The sequence below is a fragment of the Pseudomonas sp. TJI-51 genome (assembly GCF_000190455.2).
Taxonomy (GTDB): Bacteria; Pseudomonadota; Gammaproteobacteria; order Pseudomonadales; family Pseudomonadaceae; genus Aquipseudomonas; species Aquipseudomonas juntendi.
In genome coordinates, this window is record NZ_AEWE02000073.1 from 1 (window position 1) to 21045 (window position 21045).

Below are 21045 nucleotides of genomic sequence, written 5' to 3' on the forward strand. Positions count from 1 at the left end.
CCTGCCAGTCACTGGTGATCGCCACCGGTGGCCTGTCGATCCCGACCCTGGGCGCCACCGGGTTCGGCTACCAGGTCGCGCGCCAGTTTGGCCACACCCTGCTGCCGACCCGCGCCGGGCTGGTGCCGTTCACCATCACCGAGCCACAACTCAAGGCATTGTGCAGCGAGCTGTCCGGCACTTCGCTTGATTGCACGGCCACCTGCAACGGCACCAGCTTCCGCGAAAACCTGCTGTTCACCCACCGTGGCCTGAGTGGCCCGGCAATCCTGCAGATCTCGTCGTTCTGGGAAGCCGGTGACACTGTCGAGATCAACCTGTTGCCCGACCGCGATGCACTCACCTGGCTGCAGCAGATGCAAACCGAGCGCGCCAATGCCGAACTGAAGACCGTGCTGGGCGAAGTGTTCACCCGCAAGCTGGCCAACCTGCTGGCCGAGCAGTGGTTCGAGTCCCGTCCCATGAAGCAGTACACCCCCGCAGAACTGGCGCAGATTGCCGAGAAGCTGGCCAACTGGCAGGTGGTGCCTGCGGGCACCGAGGGCTACCGCACCGCCGAAGTGACCCTGGGCGGCGTGGATACCCGCGAAGTGTCGTCCAAGACCATGGAGTCGCTGAAAAGCCCCGGGCTGTACTTTATTGGGGAAGTGCTGGATGTCACCGGCCACCTGGGTGGTTTCAATTTCCAGTGGGCCTGGGCATCGGCCAACGCCGCAGCGCAGTTCGTGTAGAGTAGAATCCATTCAGCAGCACGGAACGCTTCTTGCTGGCCCGTGCCCAGCGCCGGAATCTGGGCCGCTTCGCGCCCCTTCGCGGGCATGCCCGCTCCCACGGGGTTTTGTGCAGTACCTGTGGGAGCGGGCGCGCCCGCGAAGGGCCGCAAAGCGGCCCCAGTAACCGGTTCTGAAAGGTATTCCTCTGATCACTGCCTAGCAGGCCAACATGTCATCGAGCTCGTTCCGTCAGTCACTGCGTCGCCTGTGGGGCCAAGACAAGTTCAGCTATAGCATCCGGGTCACCATCGCCCTCACCGGCAGCCTGGCCCTGTGCTGGTACCAGAACGAGATGGCCCTGCTGATCCCGCTGTTCCTCGGCATCATCGCCAGCGCGCTGGCCGAAACCGACGACAGCTGGCAGGGCCGCCTCAGCGCCCTGGTCGTCACCCTGGTGTGTTTCGCCATTGCTGCGCTGGCGGTCGAACTGCTGTTCCCCTACCCTTGGTTCTTCGCCATCGCCCTGGCCCTGGCAGCGTTCAGCCTGACCATGCTCGGCGCACTGGGCGAACGCTACGGGGCCATTGCCTCGGCAACCCTGATCACCGCGGTTTACACCATGATCGGCGTAGACCAGCGCGGCGGCCAGGTCACGGATTTCTGGCACGAGCCCATGCTGCTGGTGGCGGGCGCGGCCTGGTACGGGCTGTTATCGGTATTGTGGCAGGCGCTGTTTTCCAACCAGCCGGTCCAGCAGAGCCTGGCCAAGCTGTTCTTCGAGCTGGGCAGCTACCTGAAACTCAAGGCCAGCCTGTTCGAGCCGGTGCGCACCCTCGACGTCGAAGCCACACGCCTGGCCCTGGCCCAGCAGAATGGCAAGGTGGTGGCAGCCCTGAACGCGGCCAAGGAAATCATCCTGCACCGGGTCGGCAACAGCCAGCCAAACTCCAAGGTCAGCCGCTACCTGAAGCTGTATTTCCTGGCCCAGGACATCCACGAGCGGGTCAGTGCCTCGCATTACCCCTACAACGCCCTGACCGAAACGTTCTTCCACAGTGACGTGATGTTCCGCTGTCAGCGCCTGCTGCGCAAACAGGGCGCGTCCTGCCAGGAGCTGGCCCGTTCGATCCGCCTGCGCCAGCCTTTCGTGCTGGCCAGCGGTTATCCCGAGGCCCTCGAAGACCTCAACGCTGCGCTGGAGCACCTGCGCCTGCAAAACAACCCGGCCTGGCGCGGCCTGTTGCGCTCGCTGCGGGCCCTGGCTGCCAACCTGGCCACGCTCGACCGCCTGCTCAGTGCCGCGAGCAACCCCGACAGCCTGGCCGACGCCAGTGACAGCAGCCTGCTCGACCGCTCGCCACGCTCGCTCAAAGACGTGTGGACGCGCCTGCGTACCCAGCTGACACCCACGTCGCTGCTGTTCCGGCATGCCTTGCGCCTGCCCCTGGCACTGTCGATTGGCTACGGCATGGTGCACCTGATCCACCCCACCCAGGGCTACTGGATCATCCTCACCACCCTGTTCGTCTGCCAGCCCAACTACGGTGCGACCCGGCGCAAGCTGGTGCAGCGCATTTTCGGCACGGCCATTGGCCTGACCGTCGGCTGGGCCTTGTTCGACCTGTTCCCCAACCCGCTTATCCAGTCGCTGTTCGCCGTAGTTGCCGGGGTGGTGTTCTTCGTCAACCGCACGACCCGCTACACCCTGGCCACGGCCGCGATCACGCTGATGGTACTGTTCTGCTTCAACCAGATCGGCGACGGCTACGGCCTGTTCCTGCCGCGCCTGTTCGATACCCTGGTGGGCAGCCTGATTGCCATCCTTGCGGTGTTCCTGTTCCTGCCTGACTGGCAGGGGCGGCGCCTGAACAAGGCGCTGGCCAATACCCTGGCCTGTGCCAGCGTGTACTTGCGCCAGATCATGCAGCAGTATGCCCACGGCAAACGCGACGACCTGGCCTACCGCCTGGCCCGGCGCAATGCCCACAACGCCGACGCGGCGCTGTCCACCACCCTGGCCAACATGCTGATGGAGCCGGGGCATTTCCGTAAGGAGGCCGATGTCGGCTTCCGGTTCCTGGTGCTGTCGCACACCCTGCTCAGCTACCTCTCGGGGCTGGGCGCGCACCGCGATACGGCATTGCCGGCCCAGGCCCAGGAACAGTTGATCGAAGGTGCCGGGCAAAGCCTGGCCAGCAGCCTGGACGAAATCGCCAACGGCCTGGCAGCGCGGCTGCCCGTGGCCATTCACAGCGATGCCGAAGAAGCGCTGGCCAACGCCCTGGAGCAGATGCCAGATGAGCTGGATGAACATCAACGGCTGGTGCAGACACAACTGGCGCTGATCTGCCGGCAGTTGGGGCCATTGCGGACCTTGGCCGCGCACCTGATCAAGGAAGGCAACCCGGGCTGAGGCCTGACCCGGCCTTTACCCACGAAGAGGCCGGTAACGCCACCCAAGCTCAAAAGCCATGCTGGCGCAGCAGCCGGGCATAGCTGCCATCGGCCTTCATCGCTGCGATCGCCTGCTCGAACCGCGCGACGATCCGCGCACGCTCCGGGTGCTTCAGGCTGACCAGGATATGCAGGGTGTTCTCCCCCAGCGGCGGCTCAACCAGCACCACCCCGTCACGCACCTGCTGCGGTTCACGCTGCAGGTTGTAGCGGGCAACGTACTCGTCTTCCACCGCCAGGTCTACTCGCCCTGCTGCGACCATGCGCAATGCCGAGGAAAAGGTGCGCACCGCCACCTTGTGCAGGCGCGGATCGCCGTCGAACCCAGGGGAATAGGCGTAATCACGCACGACAGCGATGGTGTAGGGGTAAAGGTCCGACTGTTGCCGGTAGCGTATCGCCTGGCCTTTTCGCTGCAGCAAGCGGATACGGTTGGTCAGGTATGGCGTGGAGAACTGCCCGATACTGGCACGCGCCTCGTTGTACCAGGCATCGATCAACACGTCGTAGCGCCCTTGCGCAACGCCCTGCAGCGCCCGCGCCCAGGGCGCCTCCTCATAGCTGCTGGCGTAGCCGGCACGGGACAGCGCCGTGGTGACGATGCTGGTCGCCAAGCCACCGCCCGGCAGGTCTACATCGGTGAACGGGGGCCATTTGTCCGCCACCAGGCGCAGCTTGCCCTGGCCCAGGGCAGGTGTTGCCAGCAAGATTGCCAGTACTCCCAGCGCACAAAGCAGTGGCCGCATGCTTATGTCCTTTTGCCATGGAGGGCACACACTGCGGGTGAGATTACACAACCGCACTGCCGGGGGCAGCGGCCAATAGTGTCATTTTGCCTCTATTTTTGGCCTCAAGGGTAACCCAGCACATCGCGGACCTGCCGCAGATGCTGGCTGATCCACTGTTTGTCGACCGCGCCCCAGTCACGAATACGGTAATGCCCGGCGTGGTTGCGCGCGCCTTCCTGTTGCTCGAACTCGCAAACGATGTCTAGGTCGGCCAGCGCGGCGATGGTGTCCTGGGCGGTGCGCCGCGGCATACCGGTGGCTTCCACCAGGGCCGGCACGCTGGTCGCGGTGCGGCTGTCGATCAGCCAGGCTACGTACAGGCGCCGGTAGAAGCTGCTTTTGGTCTTGCTCACGTCCATGCTGCATGTTCCTCAGAGGTTGCCCGGCAGTTCCCGGTAGGTCAGGTAGACGCGCAGGTCGAATTCCAGTTGGTGATAATCGGGCTCCATGTGCTGGCAGAGCTGGTAGAAGGCCTTGTTGTGGTCGCGCTCGCGCAAGTGCGCCAGCTCATGCACCACGATCATGCGCAAGAATTGCGGTGCGGCCTCCTTGAACAGTGAGGCAATACGGATTTCCTTTTTGGCCTTGAGCTTGCCGCCCTGCACCCGCGACACCGCGGTGTTCAGGCCGAGCGCGCGGTGGGTCAGGTCGAGCCGGCTATCGAACAACACCTTGTCCAGGCCCGGCGCACTGCGCAGGTACTGCTGGCGCAGCTCCTGGGCATAGCCGTACAGCGCCTTGTCGCTTTGCACATCATGGCGCCCGGGGTAGCGGCGCTGCAGGTACTCGCCCAGGCGGTCGCTGTCGATCATCTTGCGCACCTGCTCTTGCAGGTGCGGCGGGTAGGCTTGCAGGTAACGTAATACGGTCATGGCAGTGCATTCGGCGTAACGAATGCCGATTCTAGCCAATCATGGCGCTGGCCAGGAGAAAATCACCGGGAAGCGGGTAGCGTCCGAGGCGGTCATGGGGTGGGCCACCAGGAACCCCTGCACATACTCGCAACCATTGGCGTTGAGCCAGGCTGCCTGGGCCGGGGTTTCCACGCCCTCGGCAATGACCGTGATGCCGTAGTCGGCGCACAAGCTGATGACACTGCGCACCAAGGCGGTATCCACTGCCGTATCAGGCAAGCGTGCCACCAGGTGGCGATCCAGCTTCAGGGTATCGATCGGCAGGTCCCGCAGCATGCGCAGTGAACAGTCGCCGGCGCCAAAGTCATCCAGCGCCACCCGTACGCCCAGCTCGCGCAGGCGATGGATCTGTTTCACCGCCGCATCGATGTTGTACATCAGCGAGGTCTCTGCAACCTCGACCTCCAGTTGCGCCGGGTCCAACTGGTAAAAATGGATCACCCGCTGCAGTTCTTCGACCAGCCCGGGCATGACAAACTGCGCACGGCTCAGGCTGATGCCCAGCACCAGGTCTGCGGGAAAGTGCTGGTACCAGGCATGGCGTTGGGCCGCGCCCTGGCGGTAGATCCAGCTGGCCAGCCGGTTGATCAGCCGGGCTTCCTCGAGCAGAGGAATGAACAGGCCTGGCGGCACATCGCCGACGCTCGGGTGCTGCCAGCGCAACAAGGCCTCGAAACCCCGCAGGCGGCCATCGATGAAGCTGACTTGCGGCTGGTACACCAGGGTGAAGTCCTGTTGCTCGATGGCGGTGCGCACGCTGTCTTCGAGCATCAGTCGCGAACGCGCCCGCCCGTTGAGTTCCTGGTCGTAAAAGCGGTACTGCTGGCGCCCGGCCTGCTTGGCGGCATACATCGCCGCATCGGCTGCGCGCAGCAGGCCTTCGACATTGGCACCGCATTCCGGATAGGTGGCAATACCAATGCTCACCCCAAGGCACACATCCAGGCCGTCCACTTCATGGCGGATGGACACCCGCTCCAGCAGCCGCTCGGCATAACGCCCAGCCTGCTCCGGGTAAGGCAGGCTGTCGAACAGCGCGGTGAATTCATCGCCGCCCATGCGCGCCAGCAAGGCCTCGCTGCCCAGGCAGTCCTTGAGTTGCTCGGCGACCCAGCGCAGCACGCGGTCACCGGCGTCATGGCCAAGGGTGTCGTTGATGCGCTTGAAGCCGTCCAGGTCCATGTACATCAGCGCCTGGGCCTTGTCCGAGCGCTCGTTGCGCAACAGAGCGCCCTCGGCCGCCTGGTAGAAACCGCGGCGGTTCAGCAGGCCGGTCAGCGGGTCGGTAACGGCCTGGTACTCCAGTTGCTGGTGCAGGTTGCGCACTGCCGACATGTCCAGCACGGTCACCACCATGGCCTGCTGGTCGGCTGGCAACGGCGCGCACGACAATGCCACCGGAACAAGCTCGCCGGCCAGCGTGCGCAGTTGCGCGTCGTGCACGCGGTAGATTTCTTGCCCCAGGTAAGCACGGTAGAACTCCGATTCAAGCCATGGGCAGGCAGCGGGAAGCTGCACCAGGTCGAGCAGTTGGGCGCCCTGAATGTGCTGCACGGGGGCCGCCAGCAAGCGGGAAATGGCCGGGTTGGCAAAGCTGATCACGCCCTGTGCGTCCACCACCAGAATGCCTTCGGCGGCGTTCTCCAGAATCGACCCATTGAACGCCCTGGCGGCTTCCAGCTCCCGGGTCAGGCGCTGCAGCATGCGCCGGTTGCGCTGCTGGTCGAGCAAGGCCTGGACTTTGGGCTTGAGAACCTTGGGGTCGAACGGTTTGAACATGTAGTCCACGGCGCCGCTGGCGTAGCCTTTGAGCACGGCCGCTTCGGACTGTTCGTTCGCGGTCAGGAAAATGATCGGTGTCAGCCGCGTACGTTGGCTGCCGCGCATCAGCCGGGCAACTTCAAAGCCGTCCATCTCCGGCATTTGCACGTCCAGCAGGACCAGGTCGACATCATGCTCCAGCAAGGTGCTGAGGGCTTCCATCCCCGAACCGGCTGTTAACACCTGCCAATCTTGCCGGGCCAGCAAAGCCCGCATGCTGATGAGGTTTTCGGGGTAATCGTCTACCACCAGAAGAACCGAACTGCCATCCAGTGGCTGAGGGTAAGCGCCATCCATGCTGCTTCTCTTGTATGTCCAACTACGACTTGCTATTGGCTCCGAGCTTAACTCTAGCCGTGGCTACGAAAGACGCAATGCAAGGCATGGCAATAAGCCATGGACGAAGAAATTAGTCGACTAACGGTAGCTTTGCAACATGACTGTGAGCCTGATGCCGGGGGCCGCCAAATCGCTCCCAAGGCCTGAATGCCAAGCAAAAAAAACCCGCATTTCTGCGGGTCTTTCTATAACGCTCAACGGTTCGATCAGTTGACCTTGGCCGCCAGCTCGCCTTTGGCATAGCGCTGGAACATGCCTTCCAGGGAGATCGGCTTGATCTTCGAGGCATTGCCTGCAGTGCCAAACGCTTCGTAACGGGCGATGCACACATCACGCATGGCCTTCACGGTTTCAGCGAAGAACTTGCGAGGGTCGAACTCGCTCGGGTGCATGGCCATGTGGCGGCGCATGGCACCGGTGGAAGCCAGGCGCAGGTCGGTGTCGATGTTGACCTTGCGCACGCCGTACTTGATGCCTTCGACGATTTCTTCAACCGGTACGCCGTAGGTTTCCTTGATCTCGCCACCGTACTGGTTGATGATCGCCAGCCACTCCTGCGGTACCGACGAGGAGCCGTGCATCACCAAGTGGGTATTGGGGATGCGCTTGTGGATTTCCTTGATACGCTCGATGGCCAGGATGTCACCGGTTGGCGGCTTGGTGAACTTGTAGGCACCGTGGCTGGTACCAATGGCGATGGCCAATGCATCGACCTGGGTCTTCTTGACGAAATCAGCGGCTTCTTCCGGGTCGGTCAGCATCTGGCTGTGGTCCAGAACACCTTCGGCACCGATACCGTCTTCTTCACCGGCCATGCCGGTTTCCAGCGAACCCAGGCAGCCCAGCTCGCCTTCTACCGAAACGCCACAGGCGTGCGCCATGGCCACGGTCTGCTGGGTGACACGCACGTTGTATTCGTAGTCGGTCGGGGTCTTGCCGTCTTCGCCCAGCGAGCCGTCCATCATGACCGAGCTGAAGCCCAGCTGGATCGAGCGCTGGCAGACATCAGGGCTGGTGCCATGGTCCTGGTGCATGCACACCGGAATGTGCGGGAATTCTTCGATGGCAGCCAGGATCAGGTGGCGCAGGAACGGGGCGCCGGCGTATTTGCGGGCACCGGCCGAGGCCTGCACGATCACCGGGGAGTCGGTCTTGTCGGCCGCTTCCATGATGGCGCGCATCTGCTCGAGGTTGTTGACGTTGAAAGCTGGTACGCCGTAACCGAACTCGGCGGCGTGGTCCAGCATCTGGCGCATGCTAATGAGTGCCATTGTGTATCTCTCTCCCGACAAGCGTCGTATGTTTCGTGCAAGCCTGCCGCAGGGGCGGTTGCTGTTCAAGTAGTGTGGGCCGCCATTGCGGCCCGGCCAGTCACGGTGCCTTGCAGCCCCGCCCAATCAGATCGTTGGTTGCCACCCAGTACACCAGGCCTTCTTCGCCCTTGGTGTGGAAGGCCAGCATGCCATCGCTGTACAGCGCGCCCGAAGCACCTGGTTCGGCCTTGAGCCGGTAAACCTGGTCACCACCGCCCAGGCGCACGTCGACCTGGTCACGCTGGGCATCGGCGAAGCGCCACAGCACCTCGGCCTGGGTATCGCAGACCCAGCGGGTCCAGTTGTCTGCCGGGGCGGGTTGCGCCGGCTGCAGCAGTGAGCAGCCTGCCAGTGTCGCCAGGACCGTCACGGCCAAAAGCGCTTTCATTCAGTTTCCTCGATTTGGGGCTGCTTTGCAGCCCTTCGCGGGCTTGCCCGCGAAGGGCGCACAGCGGCCCCTTTCCAAGACCACAAATCAGCCTTCAGGTTGCCAGTTACCCGATCAAGGGCAACCCGGCGCCTTGCGCTGGTGGTCTTCGTCGTACTTTTCCAGGCCTTCCGGGCCCACACGCTTGCTGATCACCGGCACGGTCTCGGCCTGCCACTCGGACTGGTAGCAGCCGCCCTTGGGCGGCTGCGCCGGGTCGTCAGGCGAAGCCGGGCTGCCGGAGCACGCGCTCAGCAGACCCGCCAGCAGCATCACAGGCAATTGCTTGACCATCAGGCCACTCCCTTTGCCAGGCGCCGAAGTCATCAGGCCTTGGCCCGCTCTTCCAGAATTGCCACGGCTGGCAGGACCTTGCCCTCGACGAACTCGAGGAACGCGCCGCCACCGGTAGAAATGTAGGAGATTTCCTTGCTAACGCCATATTTGTCGATGGCCGCCAGGGTGTCACCGCCACCGGCGATGGAGAACGCGTCGCTGTCGGCGATGGCCTTGGCCAGCACCTGGGTACCCTTGCCGAACTGGTCGAACTCGAACACGCCGACCGGGCCGTTCCACAGGATGGTCTTCGACGACTTCAGCAACTCGGCGAACTGGGCTGCGGTTTGCGGGCCGATGTCTAGGATCATGTCGTCGGCAGCAACATCGGCGATGGCCTTGACGGTGGCTTCGGCATCTTCGGCGAACGCCTTGGCGACCACCACGTCAACCGGCAGCGGCACATTGACCTTGGCAGCGATGGCCTTGGCCGTGTCGACCAGGTCCGGCTCGTACAGCGACTTGCCGACAGGGTGGCCGGCAGCGGCCAGGAAGGTATTGGCAATGCCACCACCGACGATCAGCTGGTCGCAGACCGCGCTCAGGCTGTTCAGCACGTCCAGCTTGGTGGAAACCTTGGAGCCGGCGACGATGGCCGCCATCGGCTTGGCCGGCGCTTTCAGGGCTTTGCCCAGGGCATCCAGCTCGGCAGCCAGCAGGGGGCCTGCAGCTGCAACCTTGGCGAACTTGGCCACACCGTGGGTCGAGCCCTCGGCGCGGTGCGCGGTGCCGAACGCGTCCATGACAAACACGTCGCACAGCGCAGCGTACTGCTGGGCCAGCTCGTCGGCGTTCTTCTTCTCGCCCTTGTTGAAGCGCACGTTCTCGAACAGCACCAGCTCACCGGCCTGCACCGCGACGCCGCCCAGGTAATCGGCAACCAGCGGCACCTCGCGGCCCAGGGCCTTGCTCAGGTACTCGGCAACCGGCTTGAGGCTGTTTTCGGCAGAGAACTCGCCTTCGGTCGGGCGGCCCAGGTGCGAGCAGACCATTACCGCCGCGCCCTTCTCCAGGGCCAGCTTGATGGTCGGCAGCGCTGCCAGGATGCGCGCGTCGCTGGTTACCACACCGTCCTTCACAGGCACGTTGAGGTCTTCGCGGATCAGTACGCGCTTACCTTGCAGGTCGAGGTCGGTCATCTTCAACACGGTCATGAATGCAGTCCTTCAGGGCTGTTTATTGCGGGTTGGGTGAACGACGTGCAGATAGTGTTCGGCAACGTCGAGCATACGGTTGGCGAACCCCCATTCGTTATCGAACCAGGCCAGCAGGTTGACCAGGCGGGGCCCGGCAACACGCGTCTGGCTGGCATCGACGATCGCCGAATGCGGGTCATGGTTGAAATCACAGCTGGCATGCGGCAGCTCGGTGTAGGCCAGCAAGCCTTTCAGCGGGCCGGCCAGCGCGGCCTCGCGCAGCACCCGGTTGACCTCGGCGGCACTGGTGTCGCGGGCGGTCTGCAGGGTGATGTCCAGGCAAGACACGTTGACGGTCGGCACGCGTACCGCTTTGGCCTGGATTCGCCCGGCAAGTTCCGGAAGCAGGCGCTCGATACCGCGCGCCAGACCAGTGGACACCGGTATCACCGACTGGAAGGCCGAACGGGTGCGGCGCAAGTCTTCGTGGTGATAGGCGTCGATCACCGGCTGGTCGTTCATCGCCGAGTGGATGGTGGTGATCTGCACGTACTCGATGCCGAACGCCTGGTCCAGCACACGCAACAGGGGCACGCCGCAGTTGGTGGTGCAGGAGGCATTGGAAACCAGCCGCTCCTGGCCGGTCAGGCAAGCCTGGTTGATGCCATACACCACGGTGGCATCGACATCGGCCTCGCTGGCCATGGGCTGGGAGAACAGCACGCGCGGGGCACCGGCATCGAGGAAGCGCTGGCCGTCGGCGCGGGTGTTGTAGGCACCGGAGCACTCCAGCACCAGGTCGATACCCAGGGCAGCCCAATCGATGCCTTCGGGGGTGGCGCTGCGCATGACTTTCACGCAGTCGCCATTGATGTGCAGGCAGTCGCCGTCGACCTTCACCTGGCCAGGGAAGCGGCCATGGGTGGAGTCGAAGCGAGTCAGGTACTCCAGGCTGGCCTGGTCGGCCAGGTCATTCAGCGCAACGATCTCGAAACCGGCCTTCGCCCCCCGCTCGAACAGCGCGCGCAGGACACAGCGGCCGATACGGCCATAACCGTTGAGTGCAACTTTGTAGGGACGCAGGTGGGGCATTCGTTGGCTCGCTAACGCATGATGGCGGTTGGGGCCGCGTGGCGGCCCATCGCGACGCAAGGCCGCTCCTACAGGGTGCGGCATGCGCAGTACCCTGTAGGAGCGGCCTTGTGTCGCGATGGAGGGCAAAGCCCTCCCCTTGCACGACCTGAAGGGCGTCACTGCCCTCCCGGGTTACATCAGTCTTCCAGCAGCTCTTCGGCAGTACCGAGGATGTTCTCCAGGGTGAAGCCGAACTCCTCGAACAGGGCCGAAGCCGGCGCCGACTCACCGTAGGTGGTCATGCCGATCACGCGGCCTTCCAGGCCGACGTACTTGTACCAGAAGTCGGCGTGGGCGGCTTCGATGGCGATGCGCGCGCCCACTTCCAGCGGCAGCACGGACTGCTTGTAGGCTGCATCCTGGGCATCGAACACGCTGGTGCACGGCATGGAAACCACGCGCACCTTGCGGCCCTGCTCGGTCAGCTTGTCGAAGGCCTGAACCGCCAGGCCCACTTCCGAACCGGTGGCGATCAGGATCAGCTCAGGCTCGCCTGCACAGTCCTTGAGCACATAGCCACCACGGCTGATGTCGGCGATCTGCTGCGCGCTGCGCGCCTGGTGCTGCAGGTTCTGGCGCGAGAAGATCAGCGCCGAAGGGCCGTCCTTGCGCTCCAGGGCGTTTTTCCAGGACACAGCGGATTCAACGGCGTCAGCCGGGCGCCAGGTGTCCAGGTTCGGCGTGCTGCGCAGGCTGGTCAGCTGCTCGATCGGCTGGTGGGTAGGGCCGTCTTCGCCCAGGCCGATGGAGTCGTGGGTATACACATGGATCACGCGCTGCTTCATCAGCGCCGACATGCGCACGGCGTTGCGGGCGTATTCCATGAACATCAGGAAGGTCGCGCCGTAAGGCACCAGGCCGCCGTGCAGGGCAACACCGTTCATGATGGCGGTCATGCCGAACTCGCGTACGCCATAGAACACGTAGTTGCCGCTGGCGTCATTGGCTTCGACGCCCTTGCAGCCCTTCCACAGGGTCAGGTTGGAGCCGGCCAGGTCGGCCGAACCGCCGAGGAACTCGGGCAGCAGCGGGCCGAAGGCGTTCAGGGCGTTCTGGCTGGCCTTGCGGCTGGCGATGGTTTCGCCCTTGGCAGCCACTTCTTCGATGTAGGCCTGGGCCTTGGCACTGAAGTCGGCCGGCAGTTCGCCGCGGGCACGGCGCTTGAACTCGGCAGCCAGCTCCGGGTAAGCCTTGGCGTAGGCGTCGAAGCGCTGGTTCCACTCGGCTTCGACCTGGGCACCGGCAGCCTTGGCATCCCACTCGGCATAGATGTCGGCCGGGATTTCGAACGGGCCGTAGTTCCAGTTCAGGGCCTGGCGGGTCAGGGCGATTTCGTCGTTGCCCAGCGGTGCGCCGTGGCAGTCTTCCTTGCCCTGCTTGTTCGGCGAACCGAAACCGATGGTGGTCTTGCAGCAGATCAGGGTCGGGCGATCGCTCTTGCGGGCGGTTTCGATGGCGGTCTTGATCTCGTCGGCGTCATGGCCGTCGACATTGCGGATCACCTGCCAGTTGTAGGCTTCGAAGCGCGCCGGGGTGTTGTCGGTGAACCAGCCGTGCACTTCGCCGTCGATGGAGATGCCGTTGTCGTCGTAGAAGGCGACCAGCTTGTTCAGGCCCAGGGTGCCGGCCAGCGAGGCGACTTCGTGGGAGATGCCTTCCATCATGCAGCCATCGCCCAGGAACACATAAGTGTTGTGGTCGACGATGGTGTGGCCGTCACGGTTGAACTGGGCAGCCAGCACTTTTTCTGCCAGGGCGAAGCCCACGGCGTTGGCGATACCCTGGCCGAGCGGGCCGGTGGTGGTCTCCACGCCCGGGGTGTAGCCGTATTCCGGGTGGCCCGGGGTGCGGCTGTGCAGCTGACGGAAGGCCTTGAGGTCGTCGATCGACAGGTCGTAGCCGGTCAGGTGCAGCAGCGAGTAGATCAGCATCGAGCCGTGGCCGTTGGACAGCACGAAGCGGTCGCGGTCGGCGAAGTGCGGGTTGCTCGGGTTGTGTTTCAGGTAGTCACGCCACAGTACTTCGGCGATATCCGCCATGCCCATGGGGGCACCTGGGTGGCCGCTATTAGCCTTTTGCACGGCATCCATGCTGAGGGCGCGAATGGCGTTGGCACGTTCACGACGGCTGGGCATCGCTGGTCTCCTGGGGGGCTTGTAGAGGTGGTGTCACGAAAAAGACGACCATTTTCGCCCACTGGGGGGCTTGGGGCAAACATTTAAGCGCCAAGCGGCCAGCTTTAAGCTTCAAGAAAGAAGCAGGGGACGAGCCGGACTGCTCTGGAGCCTGTAGCGTGCAGTTTGAAGGCTGCAACTCATCGCCAATATCAAAACTTTTTGATATTGGCCTTGCTAGGGCACCAATGCCTGACTAGACTGCCCGCCCATGAACCTCCGTGTGCAATCGATCCCCGAGCAATGCGAAACATTGGCCGCCCTGTGCAAGGCCAGTGGCGACGCCTTGCGCCTGAACGTGCTGCGAGCCCTGGCCAACGACTCGTTCGGTGTACTGGAGCTGGCCCAGATCTTCGGCATCGGGCAGTCGGGCATGAGCCACCACCTCAAGGTGCTGGCCCAGGCAGAGCTGGTCGCTACCCGCCGTGAAGGCAATGCCATCTTCTACCGCCGCGCCCTGCCCGACAGCCTGCGCCTGGGTGGCCGGCTGCACGCGGCGCTGCTGGAAGAGGTGGATGCCCTGGCCCTGCCGGCCGATGTGCAGGCGCGCATCGCGCAGGTCCAGCAACGCCGCGCGGTCACCAGCCAGGACTTCTTCCTGCGCGTGGAAGAAAAGTTCCGCGCCCAGCAAGACCTGATCGCCGGCCTGCCGCAGTACCGCGAGAGCCTGCTGGCGCTGCTCGACAAGCTGCATTTCGACCCGGCGGCCAGTGCCCTGGAAGTCGGCCCCGGCGACGGTGGTTTTCTACCCGACCTGGCCCGGCGCTTTGCCCACGTCACTGCACTGGACAACAGCGCGACCATGCTCGAACTGGCGCGCCAGGTGTGCCAGCGCGAGGGGCTCGACAATGTGACCCTGCAGTTGGCCGATGCACTGGGTGCCACGGATGTGGCCGCCGACTGCGTTGTGCTGAACATGGTACTGCACCATTTCAGCGACCCGGCCCTGGCCTTGCGCCAGCTGGCCAAACGGGTGAAGGCAGGCGGCAGCCTGCTGGTCACCGAGTTGTGCAGCCATGACCAGGGGTGGGCCCGCGAAGCCTGCGGCGACCTGTGGCTTGGCTTTGAACAGGACGACCTGGCCCGCTGGGCCAACGCGGCCGGGCTGGCCCATGCGGACAGCCTGTACGTGGGCTTGCGCAACGGTTTCCAGATCCAGGTCCGGCACTTCCAGCGCACGGCTGGCGACATACACCATCGGTAAATTTCAGGAACCTTCGAGATGAGCGAATACTCCCTTTTCACCTCCGAGTCCGTGTCCGAAGGGCATCCGGACAAGATCGCCGACCAGATTTCGGACGCAGTCCTCGATGCCATCATCGCCCAGGACAAATACGCCCGCGTAGCGTGTGAAACACTGGTCAAGACCGGTGTCGCCATCATCGCCGGCGAGGTCACCACCTCGGCCTGGGTCGACCTGGAAGACCTGGTGCGCAAAGTCATCATCGATATCGGCTACAACAGCTCCGACGTCGGCTTCGACGGCGCCACCTGCGCCGTGATGAACATCATCGGCAAGCAGTCGGTAGACATCGCCCAGGGCGTCGACCGCTCCAAGCCGGAAGACCAGGGCGCCGGCGACCAGGGCCTGATGTTCGGTTATGCCAGCAACGAAACCGAAGTGCTGATGCCGGCGCCTATCTGCTTCTCGCACCGCCTGGTCGAGCGCCAGGCCGAAGCACGCAAGTCCGGCCTGCTGCCATGGCTGCGCCCGGATGCCAAGTCGCAGGTCACCTGCCGCTATGAAAACGGCAAGGTCGTAGGCATCGACGCGGTGGTACTGTCGACCCAGCACAACCCTGAGGTTTCGCAGAAAGACCTGCAAGAAGCGGTGATGGAGCTGATCGTCAAGCACACCCTGCCTGCCGAACTGCTGCACAAAGGTACCCAGTACCACATCAACCCGACCGGCAACTTCATCATCGGTGGCCCGGTGGGCGACTGCGGCCTGACCGGCCGCAAGATCATCGTCGACTCCTACGGCGGCATGGCGCGTCACGGTGGTGGTGCGTTCTCCGGCAAGGACCCGTCCAAGGTCGACCGCTCCGCCGCCTACGCCGGCCGCTACGTGGCCAAGAACATCGTCGCCGCCGGCCTGGCCGAGCGTTGCGAGATTCAGGTGTCGTACGCCATTGGCGTGGCCCAGCCGACCTCCATCTCGATCAACACCTTTGGTACCGGCAAGGTCTCCGACGAGAAGATCATCCAGCTGGTGCGCGAGTGCTTCGACCTGCGCCCGTACGCGATCACCACCATGCTCGACCTGCTGCACCCGATGTACCAGGAAACCGCTGCCTACGGCCACTTCGGCCGTACCCCGCAGCAGAAGACTGTCGGCGACGACACCTTCACCACCTTCACCTGGGAGCGTACCGACCGCGCCCAGTCGCTGCGTGACGCTGCTGGCCTGTAAGTTTTCCTGCAGCGCTGGACGAAAGCCCCTGCCGAGCGATCGGCAGGGGCTTTTTCATGACATATCGACTCACAATCGCTTACCGGCAATGCCTGCCAGCTTGCCTACGCTGAGGGGCCAACCCGCCATGCAAGGATGCAGGCCATGCCGCTCATGCTGTTCATCACCCTGCTGGGGGTGCTCGCCGCGCCACTGGCGCACGCCAGCTCATGCCCCGGCTGGAACCCCCAGCAAGTCGCCAGCGAGGTTGCCCAACTGCGAAAAACCCTTGGCAGCTGGGACGACCACTACCATCGCCAAGGCATTGCCTTGGTACCTGATGAGCTTTATGACCAGAGCCGCCAACGCCTCGCGCAGTTGCAGCAGTGCTTCGGCCTGGCCGGTGGCCCTGCGCCCCTGGCCAACGCGGGCGGCCCGGTACCCCACCCCATTCCCCACACGGGCATCGACAAGCTGCACGACCGCCACGCCGTGCAGCGCTGGCTGGCCGGCAAGGCCGATGTCTGGGTCCAGCCCAAGGTCGATGGCGTGGCGGTGTCGCTCATTTACCGAGAGGGCCGCCTGGTGCAGCTGATCAGCCGGGGCAACGGCGCCCAAGGGCACGACTGGAGCCGCCACATCCCCCAGCTGGGTAGCATCACCCGCCAGCTGCCGCAGGCCATGGACCTGCAGTTGCAGGGTGAGCTGTACCTGCGCTTGAACGCGCATGTTCAGGCCCAGGCGGGCGGCGCCAAGGCGCGCGATACCGTGGCCGGGTTACTCGCCCGCAAGCGCCTGAGCAGCGAACAAGGCGAGGCGGTGGGCCTGTTCGTCTGGGACTGGCCGCAAGGCCCCGAGCAGCAGGCAGAACGCCTCGCGCAGCTGGCACAGCTGGGCTTTGCCGACAGCCAGCGCTACAGCGTTGCCATCAATACGCTGGATGAGGCGGCCCAATGGCGTGAACACTGGTACCACGCTGCCCTGCCCTTCGCCAGCGATGGTGTGGTGCTGCGCCAGGGTAGCCGGCCACCCGCTGAACGGTGGCAGGCCAAGGCACCGTACTGGCTCGCCGCCTGGAAGTACCCGTACATGCAAGCATTGGCCGAAGTTCGCGACGTGCGCTTTCGGGTCGGTCGTACCGGGCGGGTCACGCCCGTGCTGCACCTGCTGCCGGTAACCCTCGACAACCGACGGGTCACGCAAGTGAGCATGGGTTCGCTGGCGCGCTGGCACAGCCTGGACATTCGCCCTGGGGACCAGGTGGCGGTGAGCCTGGCCGGGCTGACCATTCCGCGCCTGGAGCAGGTGGTACACCGCGCTGTCGAGCGCGTGCCGGTAGCGGCACCGGCAGCCGACCAGTATCACGCCCACAGTTGCTGGCAGGCCAGCGTGGGCTGTGAAGAACAGTTCATTGCCCGCCTGGCGTGGCTGAGCGGCAAGCACGGCCTGGCCCTGCTGCGCACCGGGCCGGGCACCTGGCGCCGGCTGGTCGCAGCCGGGCTGGCAACCTCGCTCACTGACTGGCTGCAACTGGATGCCACACGCCTGAGCGAGGTTGCAGGAATCAGTGAGCGAACGGCAGCCCAGTTGCGCAGCAGTTTCAACGATGCCCGCACCCGGTCGTTTGACCAGTGGCTGCGGGGGCTGGGCGCTCCCCTACCCAATGGCATGCAGATCACCGGCGACTGGCAAGCACTGGCGGCCCGCACGGCTGACACCTGGCAGGCATTACCCGGCATTGGCGAAAAGCGCGCACGACAACTGGTGGATTTTTTTGCAGCCGCCGAGGTTCGAGCCATAGCAACGCAGCTGGGCGAGCACGGTATCGAAGGCTTTGAGCGCCCTAAGCAATGATTTTTTACCAATTAGCCTGTAGGAAATTCCTGAGATTCAAGCGGAAATACCCGGCAAGGGTTTCTAAAAGGACAAAACCAAGGCAGGATTTCACCCTAATTTTTTGCTGCCCCGCCCCGTCCAGGAGGCTTTTCATGAAACGTATTTCCACCCTTTTCCTGCTCGCGACCATTGCGGCGGCCGCAGGCACCGCCCAGGCTGCCCAGCCGGATGCCGGCCTGACTGGCTGCGCCGCCAAGCGCAGCGCCATCGAGAACCAGCTGAAGATTGCCCGTGACCACGGCAACAGCGACCAGGTCGCCGGCCTGGAAGCAGCGCTGCGCGGGGTCGACAACTGCACCGACGCAAGCCTGCGCAAGGAACGCGAGCAAAAGGTGCTCGACGCCCGTCATGAAGTGGCGCAGCGCGAAAAAGACCTGAAGAAAGCCGAGAAAAAGGGCGACGCCGAGAAGATCAACAAGCGCAAGGACAAACTCGCCGAGTCGCGCAAAGAGCTGCAGGAAGCAGTAGACGATCTCGACCGCTGAGGTATCTGACTTGCAAGTGCGGTCTTTGTGGGAGCCTCAGGTTTGTGCAAACAGCACAGCCCTTAATGATTGCGGAACTCGCTATGGCAGGCCTTGCAGGCCGCCTCGACCTTGTCCATCGGCGCTTTCAGTTGCGCAGGGTCCAGCGGCTGCGTGCGGGTCACATCGACCAGTTCGCCGGTCACGCCTTCCAGCTGCCGGGCCAGCTCATGGAAGCGCGCCTGGCGCTCCCACACTTCGGCACGGGCACTGCTGTCACCGCCATCGCGTACCTGCGGGAAGTGCTGCCACGGCTGGTGCGAAAGGTTGTCCAGTTGCAGCGCACCGCCGGCAAACTTCACCCCATCGAACGGCAGCCGGCCACGCAACATGCCGCCCAGGTCTTCGCTGGTCTTGAGCATGTCCTTGAAGATGACCTTGCGCTTGCCCAGCGGCGAGTTGGGGTCAACCCGCTCGCAACCACTCAAGGCTGCACCCAGGGCCACTGCTGCCAGCACTACAACGGTCAATCGCTTCAACATGACGCTCACTTCGGCCTGCGAAAAGGGGCGGCCAGTATCGCTGCCCCGCAGCCAAACACCAATAGCCACATAAAAAACAGGGGCGAATCTTCATGTTCACCCACCACAGGAATGCACACATGAAATCTGCCCTGCGCCACCTGGCCTGGACATTCCCGGTACTGGCCCTGCTGGCTGGCTGCAATGGCGGCGAGAGCGCCAAGCCCGAGCCGCATGCGGTAGCCACCTACGCCCCCGCCACCTGGAAAGACCTGCCCGCAGTCAGTGACGAAGACTTGCTGGCCGGGTTCTACGCCTGGCGCAGCGGTTGCGAAAAACTCAAGCGCGACCCGGTCTGGGCCGCGACCTGCGAAGCGGCGGGTAGCGCCCAGGCCAGTGCCGCGCAGGTGCGCACCTTCCTGGAGCAGAACCTGGAGGTCTACGGCCTGCGCTCGGCCGAGAACAACGCCAACGGCCTGATCACCGGCTACTACGAACCGGTCTACCCCGGCAGCCTGAGCCCATCGAAAACCAACCATGTGGCGGTTTACGGCGTGCCCGAGGACATGATCGTCGTCGACCTGGCCAGCGTGTACCCCGAACTCAAGGGCAAGCGCTTGCGTGGCCGCCTCGAGGGCCGGGTGCTCAAGCCTTACGACACCGCCGAGGTGATCAACCGTGACGGCGTGAAAGCGCCCGTGCTGGCCTGGCTGAGCGACCCGATGGACCTGCAGTTCCTGCAGATCCAGGGCTCAGGCCGGATCCAGCTGGAAGATGGCCGCCAGTTGCGCCTGGGCTATGCCGATCAGAACGGCCACCCCTACCGGCCGATCGGTCGCTGGCTGGTCGAGCAGGGCCAGTTGAAAAAGGACGAGGTGAGCATGGGCGCCATCCATGCCTGGGCCCAGGCGAACCCCCAGCGCGTCGCGGAGTTGCTTGCCAGCAACCCAAGCTACGTGTTCTTCAGCACCCGCCCGGACAGCAACGAGGGCCCGCGCGGTTCGCTGAACGTACCGCTGACCGCAGGCTACAGCGTGGCCATCGACCGCAAGGTGATCCCTCTGGGTAGCCTGTTGTGGTTGTCCACCACGCGCCCCGACGGCTCGCCGGTGGTGCGCCCGGTTGGCGCCCAGGACACGGGCGGCGCCATTGCTGGCGAAGTGCGTGCCGACCTGTTCTGGGGTACCGGGCCCGAGGCCGGCGAGTTGGCGGGGAACATGAAGCAGCAAGGGCAGATCTGGATGCTCTGGCCCAAGGGCCAGCCGCTGCCAGAGGTGCCCAAGGTTCTTTGACGTTGCGCGGGCCCTGCGGGGGCGGCTTCAGCCGCGCCACAGGGCCCACGCAGGCCTTCAGATGGAAACCACGAAGAACGCCACGATGATCGCCAGCCCGGCCAGCCATACCAGCGAGCGCAAGGCAGCCCAGTCGGCCAGGTAGCAAATGATGTAGAGCAGCCGGCTGGTGATGTACATCACCCCCAGCACATCCTGGGTCACCTGCTCGGCATTGCCGACAATGTCTGCCACCAGCACGGCTGCGGCGAACGCCGGGAATGCCTCGTAGCTGTTCTGCTGCGCAGCATGCGCGCGGCGTGGCAGCCCGGACAGCGTATCGAGGAAGGCACGCGGGTCATGGTTGTCCCGCATGCCAAAGCGGCCACTGCTGACCTTGGCGATCAAGGCACACAGCGGCGGCAGGAACAGCGCGATCAGGATGCACCACAAAGCGACGGTCATAGGCAGGACTCCTTGTTCAGTCTTCAGGTCAGAGCTTCATTACCAGCATGCCGGCCAGCACCAGCCCGCAAGCTAGGAGTCTTGGGCCGCCAAAAGGTTCTTTGAGGTAGCGCATCCCCAGTAACACCACCAGCACCACGCTCAATTCCCGCAATGCCGCAGCTTCGGCCACAGAGCCCAGGTGCATGGCCCACAGCACCAGCGCATAGCTGAACAGCACACAGAACCCTACCGCCAGCCCCAGGCGCCACTGGCTGCGCCAGAACGCTACGAAGGGCGCACGCCGCGCCACACTGGCCAGTAGCGGGAATGGCCAGGCACTGAGCAGGGTCAGCCACACCAGGTAATCCCACGGCTTGCCCCACAGGCGCACGGCCTGCCCGTCGAACCAGGTGTAGCACCCGATGCACAGGCCGATCAGGGCCACCACCGGTAGCATCGCCCAGGGCAGCCGGTCACCGCCGCCGCCCTGCCACAGCAGGCAGGC

At 64.2% G+C, this 21045-nt stretch carries 20 protein-coding genes; 7 read left to right on the forward strand and 13 right to left on the reverse strand.

Going from position 1 to position 21045, the window contains the following annotated elements; genetic code table 11:
- Window positions 1-731: aminoacetone oxidase family FAD-binding enzyme (locus G1E_RS16550; RefSeq protein ID WP_047149949.1), on the forward strand; the 731-nt coding region annotated here is incomplete at its 5' end.
- A 211-nt stretch (window positions 732-942) separates the two neighbouring features.
- Window positions 943-3126 carry a YccS family putative transporter gene (gene yccS / locus G1E_RS16555; protein ID WP_047149950.1) on the forward strand — a complete coding sequence of 728 codons (2184 nt, stop codon included), beginning with the start codon at window positions 943-945 and terminating at the stop codon, window positions 3124-3126.
- A 49-nt stretch (window positions 3127-3175) separates the two neighbouring features.
- Here yccS and G1E_RS16560 read toward each other — a convergent pair whose 3' ends face one another.
- The 10 genes from G1E_RS16560 to tkt form a co-directional block, all read right to left on the reverse strand.
- The gene (locus G1E_RS16560; RefSeq protein ID WP_009681369.1) at window positions 3176-3913 is read right to left on the reverse strand and encodes an ABC transporter substrate-binding protein; all 738 of its coding nucleotides are present in this window, start codon (window positions 3911-3913) and stop codon (window positions 3176-3178) included.
- 104 nt (window positions 3914-4017) lie between these two features.
- Window positions 4018-4314, reverse strand: a complete 297-nt coding sequence (locus tag G1E_RS16565) for a helix-turn-helix domain-containing protein (RefSeq protein WP_009681370.1) — start codon at window positions 4312-4314, stop codon at window positions 4018-4020.
- A 12-nt stretch (window positions 4315-4326) separates the two neighbouring features.
- Window positions 4327-4827, reverse strand: a complete 501-nt coding sequence (locus G1E_RS16570) for a M48 family metallopeptidase (protein WP_009681371.1) — start codon at window positions 4825-4827, stop codon at window positions 4327-4329.
- A 39-nt stretch (window positions 4828-4866) separates the two neighbouring features.
- Complete coding sequence (locus G1E_RS16575) at window positions 4867-6987, reverse strand: bifunctional diguanylate cyclase/phosphodiesterase (protein ID WP_009681372.1); 2121 nt, start codon at window positions 6985-6987, stop codon at window positions 4867-4869.
- 248 nt (window positions 6988-7235) lie between these two features.
- On the reverse strand, window positions 7236-8300 hold the full coding sequence (gene fba / locus G1E_RS16580; protein WP_009681373.1) for a class II fructose-bisphosphate aldolase: 1065 nt from the start codon (window positions 8298-8300) through the stop codon (window positions 7236-7238).
- A 100-nt stretch (window positions 8301-8400) separates the two neighbouring features.
- Window positions 8401-8730, reverse strand: a complete 330-nt coding sequence (locus G1E_RS16585; protein WP_009681374.1) for an MliC family protein — start codon at window positions 8728-8730, stop codon at window positions 8401-8403.
- Window positions 8731-8844: 114 nt separating this feature from the next.
- On the reverse strand, window positions 8845-9096 hold the full coding sequence (locus G1E_RS16590; RefSeq protein WP_047149951.1) for a hypothetical protein: 252 nt from the start codon (window positions 9094-9096) through the stop codon (window positions 8845-8847).
- Entirely contained in the window at window positions 9096-10259 is a 1164-nt protein-coding gene (locus tag G1E_RS16595) for a phosphoglycerate kinase (protein WP_009681377.1), read from the reverse strand. The genes G1E_RS16590 and G1E_RS16595 overlap by 1 nt, the downstream gene beginning before the upstream one ends.
- 12 nt (window positions 10260-10271) lie before the next feature.
- Window positions 10272-11333: an erythrose-4-phosphate dehydrogenase gene (epd, locus tag G1E_RS16600; protein ID WP_009681378.1), complete on the reverse strand. Its 1062-nt coding sequence runs from the start codon at window positions 11331-11333 to the stop codon at window positions 10272-10274.
- A gap of 179 nt (window positions 11334-11512) precedes the next feature.
- On the reverse strand, window positions 11513-13510 hold the full coding sequence (tkt, locus tag G1E_RS16605; protein WP_009681379.1) for a transketolase: 1998 nt from the start codon (window positions 13508-13510) through the stop codon (window positions 11513-11515).
- A 250-nt stretch (window positions 13511-13760) separates the two neighbouring features.
- Here tkt and G1E_RS16610 point away from each other — a divergent pair, with 250 nt between their 5' ends.
- From G1E_RS16610 to G1E_RS16625, 4 genes are all read left to right on the forward strand, one after another.
- On the forward strand, window positions 13761-14753 hold the full coding sequence (locus G1E_RS16610) for a metalloregulator ArsR/SmtB family transcription factor (RefSeq protein WP_009681380.1): 993 nt from the start codon (window positions 13761-13763) through the stop codon (window positions 14751-14753).
- Between the two features lie 18 nt (window positions 14754-14771).
- Window positions 14772-15962, forward strand: coding sequence for a methionine adenosyltransferase (gene metK / locus G1E_RS16615; protein WP_009681381.1), 1191 nt, complete (start codon window positions 14772-14774; stop codon window positions 15960-15962).
- Window positions 15963-16106: 144 nt separating this feature from the next.
- A complete protein-coding gene (gene ligB / locus G1E_RS16620; RefSeq protein WP_009681382.1) occupies window positions 16107-17795 on the forward strand; it encodes an NAD-dependent DNA ligase LigB in 1689 nt (562 codons plus the stop codon).
- A 134-nt stretch (window positions 17796-17929) separates the two neighbouring features.
- Window positions 17930-18322, forward strand: a complete 393-nt coding sequence (locus G1E_RS16625) for a DUF1090 domain-containing protein (protein ID WP_009681384.1) — start codon at window positions 17930-17932, stop codon at window positions 18320-18322.
- A 62-nt stretch (window positions 18323-18384) separates the two neighbouring features.
- On the opposite strand, the gene G1E_RS16630 is transcribed toward G1E_RS16625, so the two are convergent.
- Window positions 18385-18843 carry a cytochrome c gene (locus G1E_RS16630; protein ID WP_029886256.1) on the reverse strand — a complete coding sequence of 153 codons (459 nt, stop codon included), beginning with the start codon at window positions 18841-18843 and terminating at the stop codon, window positions 18385-18387.
- 119 nt (window positions 18844-18962) lie between these two features.
- Here G1E_RS16630 and G1E_RS16635 point away from each other — a divergent pair, with 119 nt between their 5' ends.
- The gene (locus G1E_RS16635) at window positions 18963-20114 is read left to right on the forward strand and encodes a murein transglycosylase A (RefSeq protein WP_047149952.1); all 1152 of its coding nucleotides are present in this window, start codon (window positions 18963-18965) and stop codon (window positions 20112-20114) included.
- 57 nt (window positions 20115-20171) lie between these two features.
- Here G1E_RS16635 and G1E_RS16640 read toward each other — a convergent pair whose 3' ends face one another.
- Together G1E_RS16640 and G1E_RS29615 are read right to left on the reverse strand one after the other, a co-directional pair.
- Entirely contained in the window at window positions 20172-20558 is a 387-nt protein-coding gene (locus G1E_RS16640) for an MAPEG family protein (RefSeq protein ID WP_009681388.1), read from the reverse strand.
- Window positions 20559-20586: 28 nt separating this feature from the next.
- On the reverse strand, window positions 20587-21045 hold a 459-nt coding region (locus tag G1E_RS29615), incomplete at its 5' end, for an EamA family transporter (protein WP_047149954.1).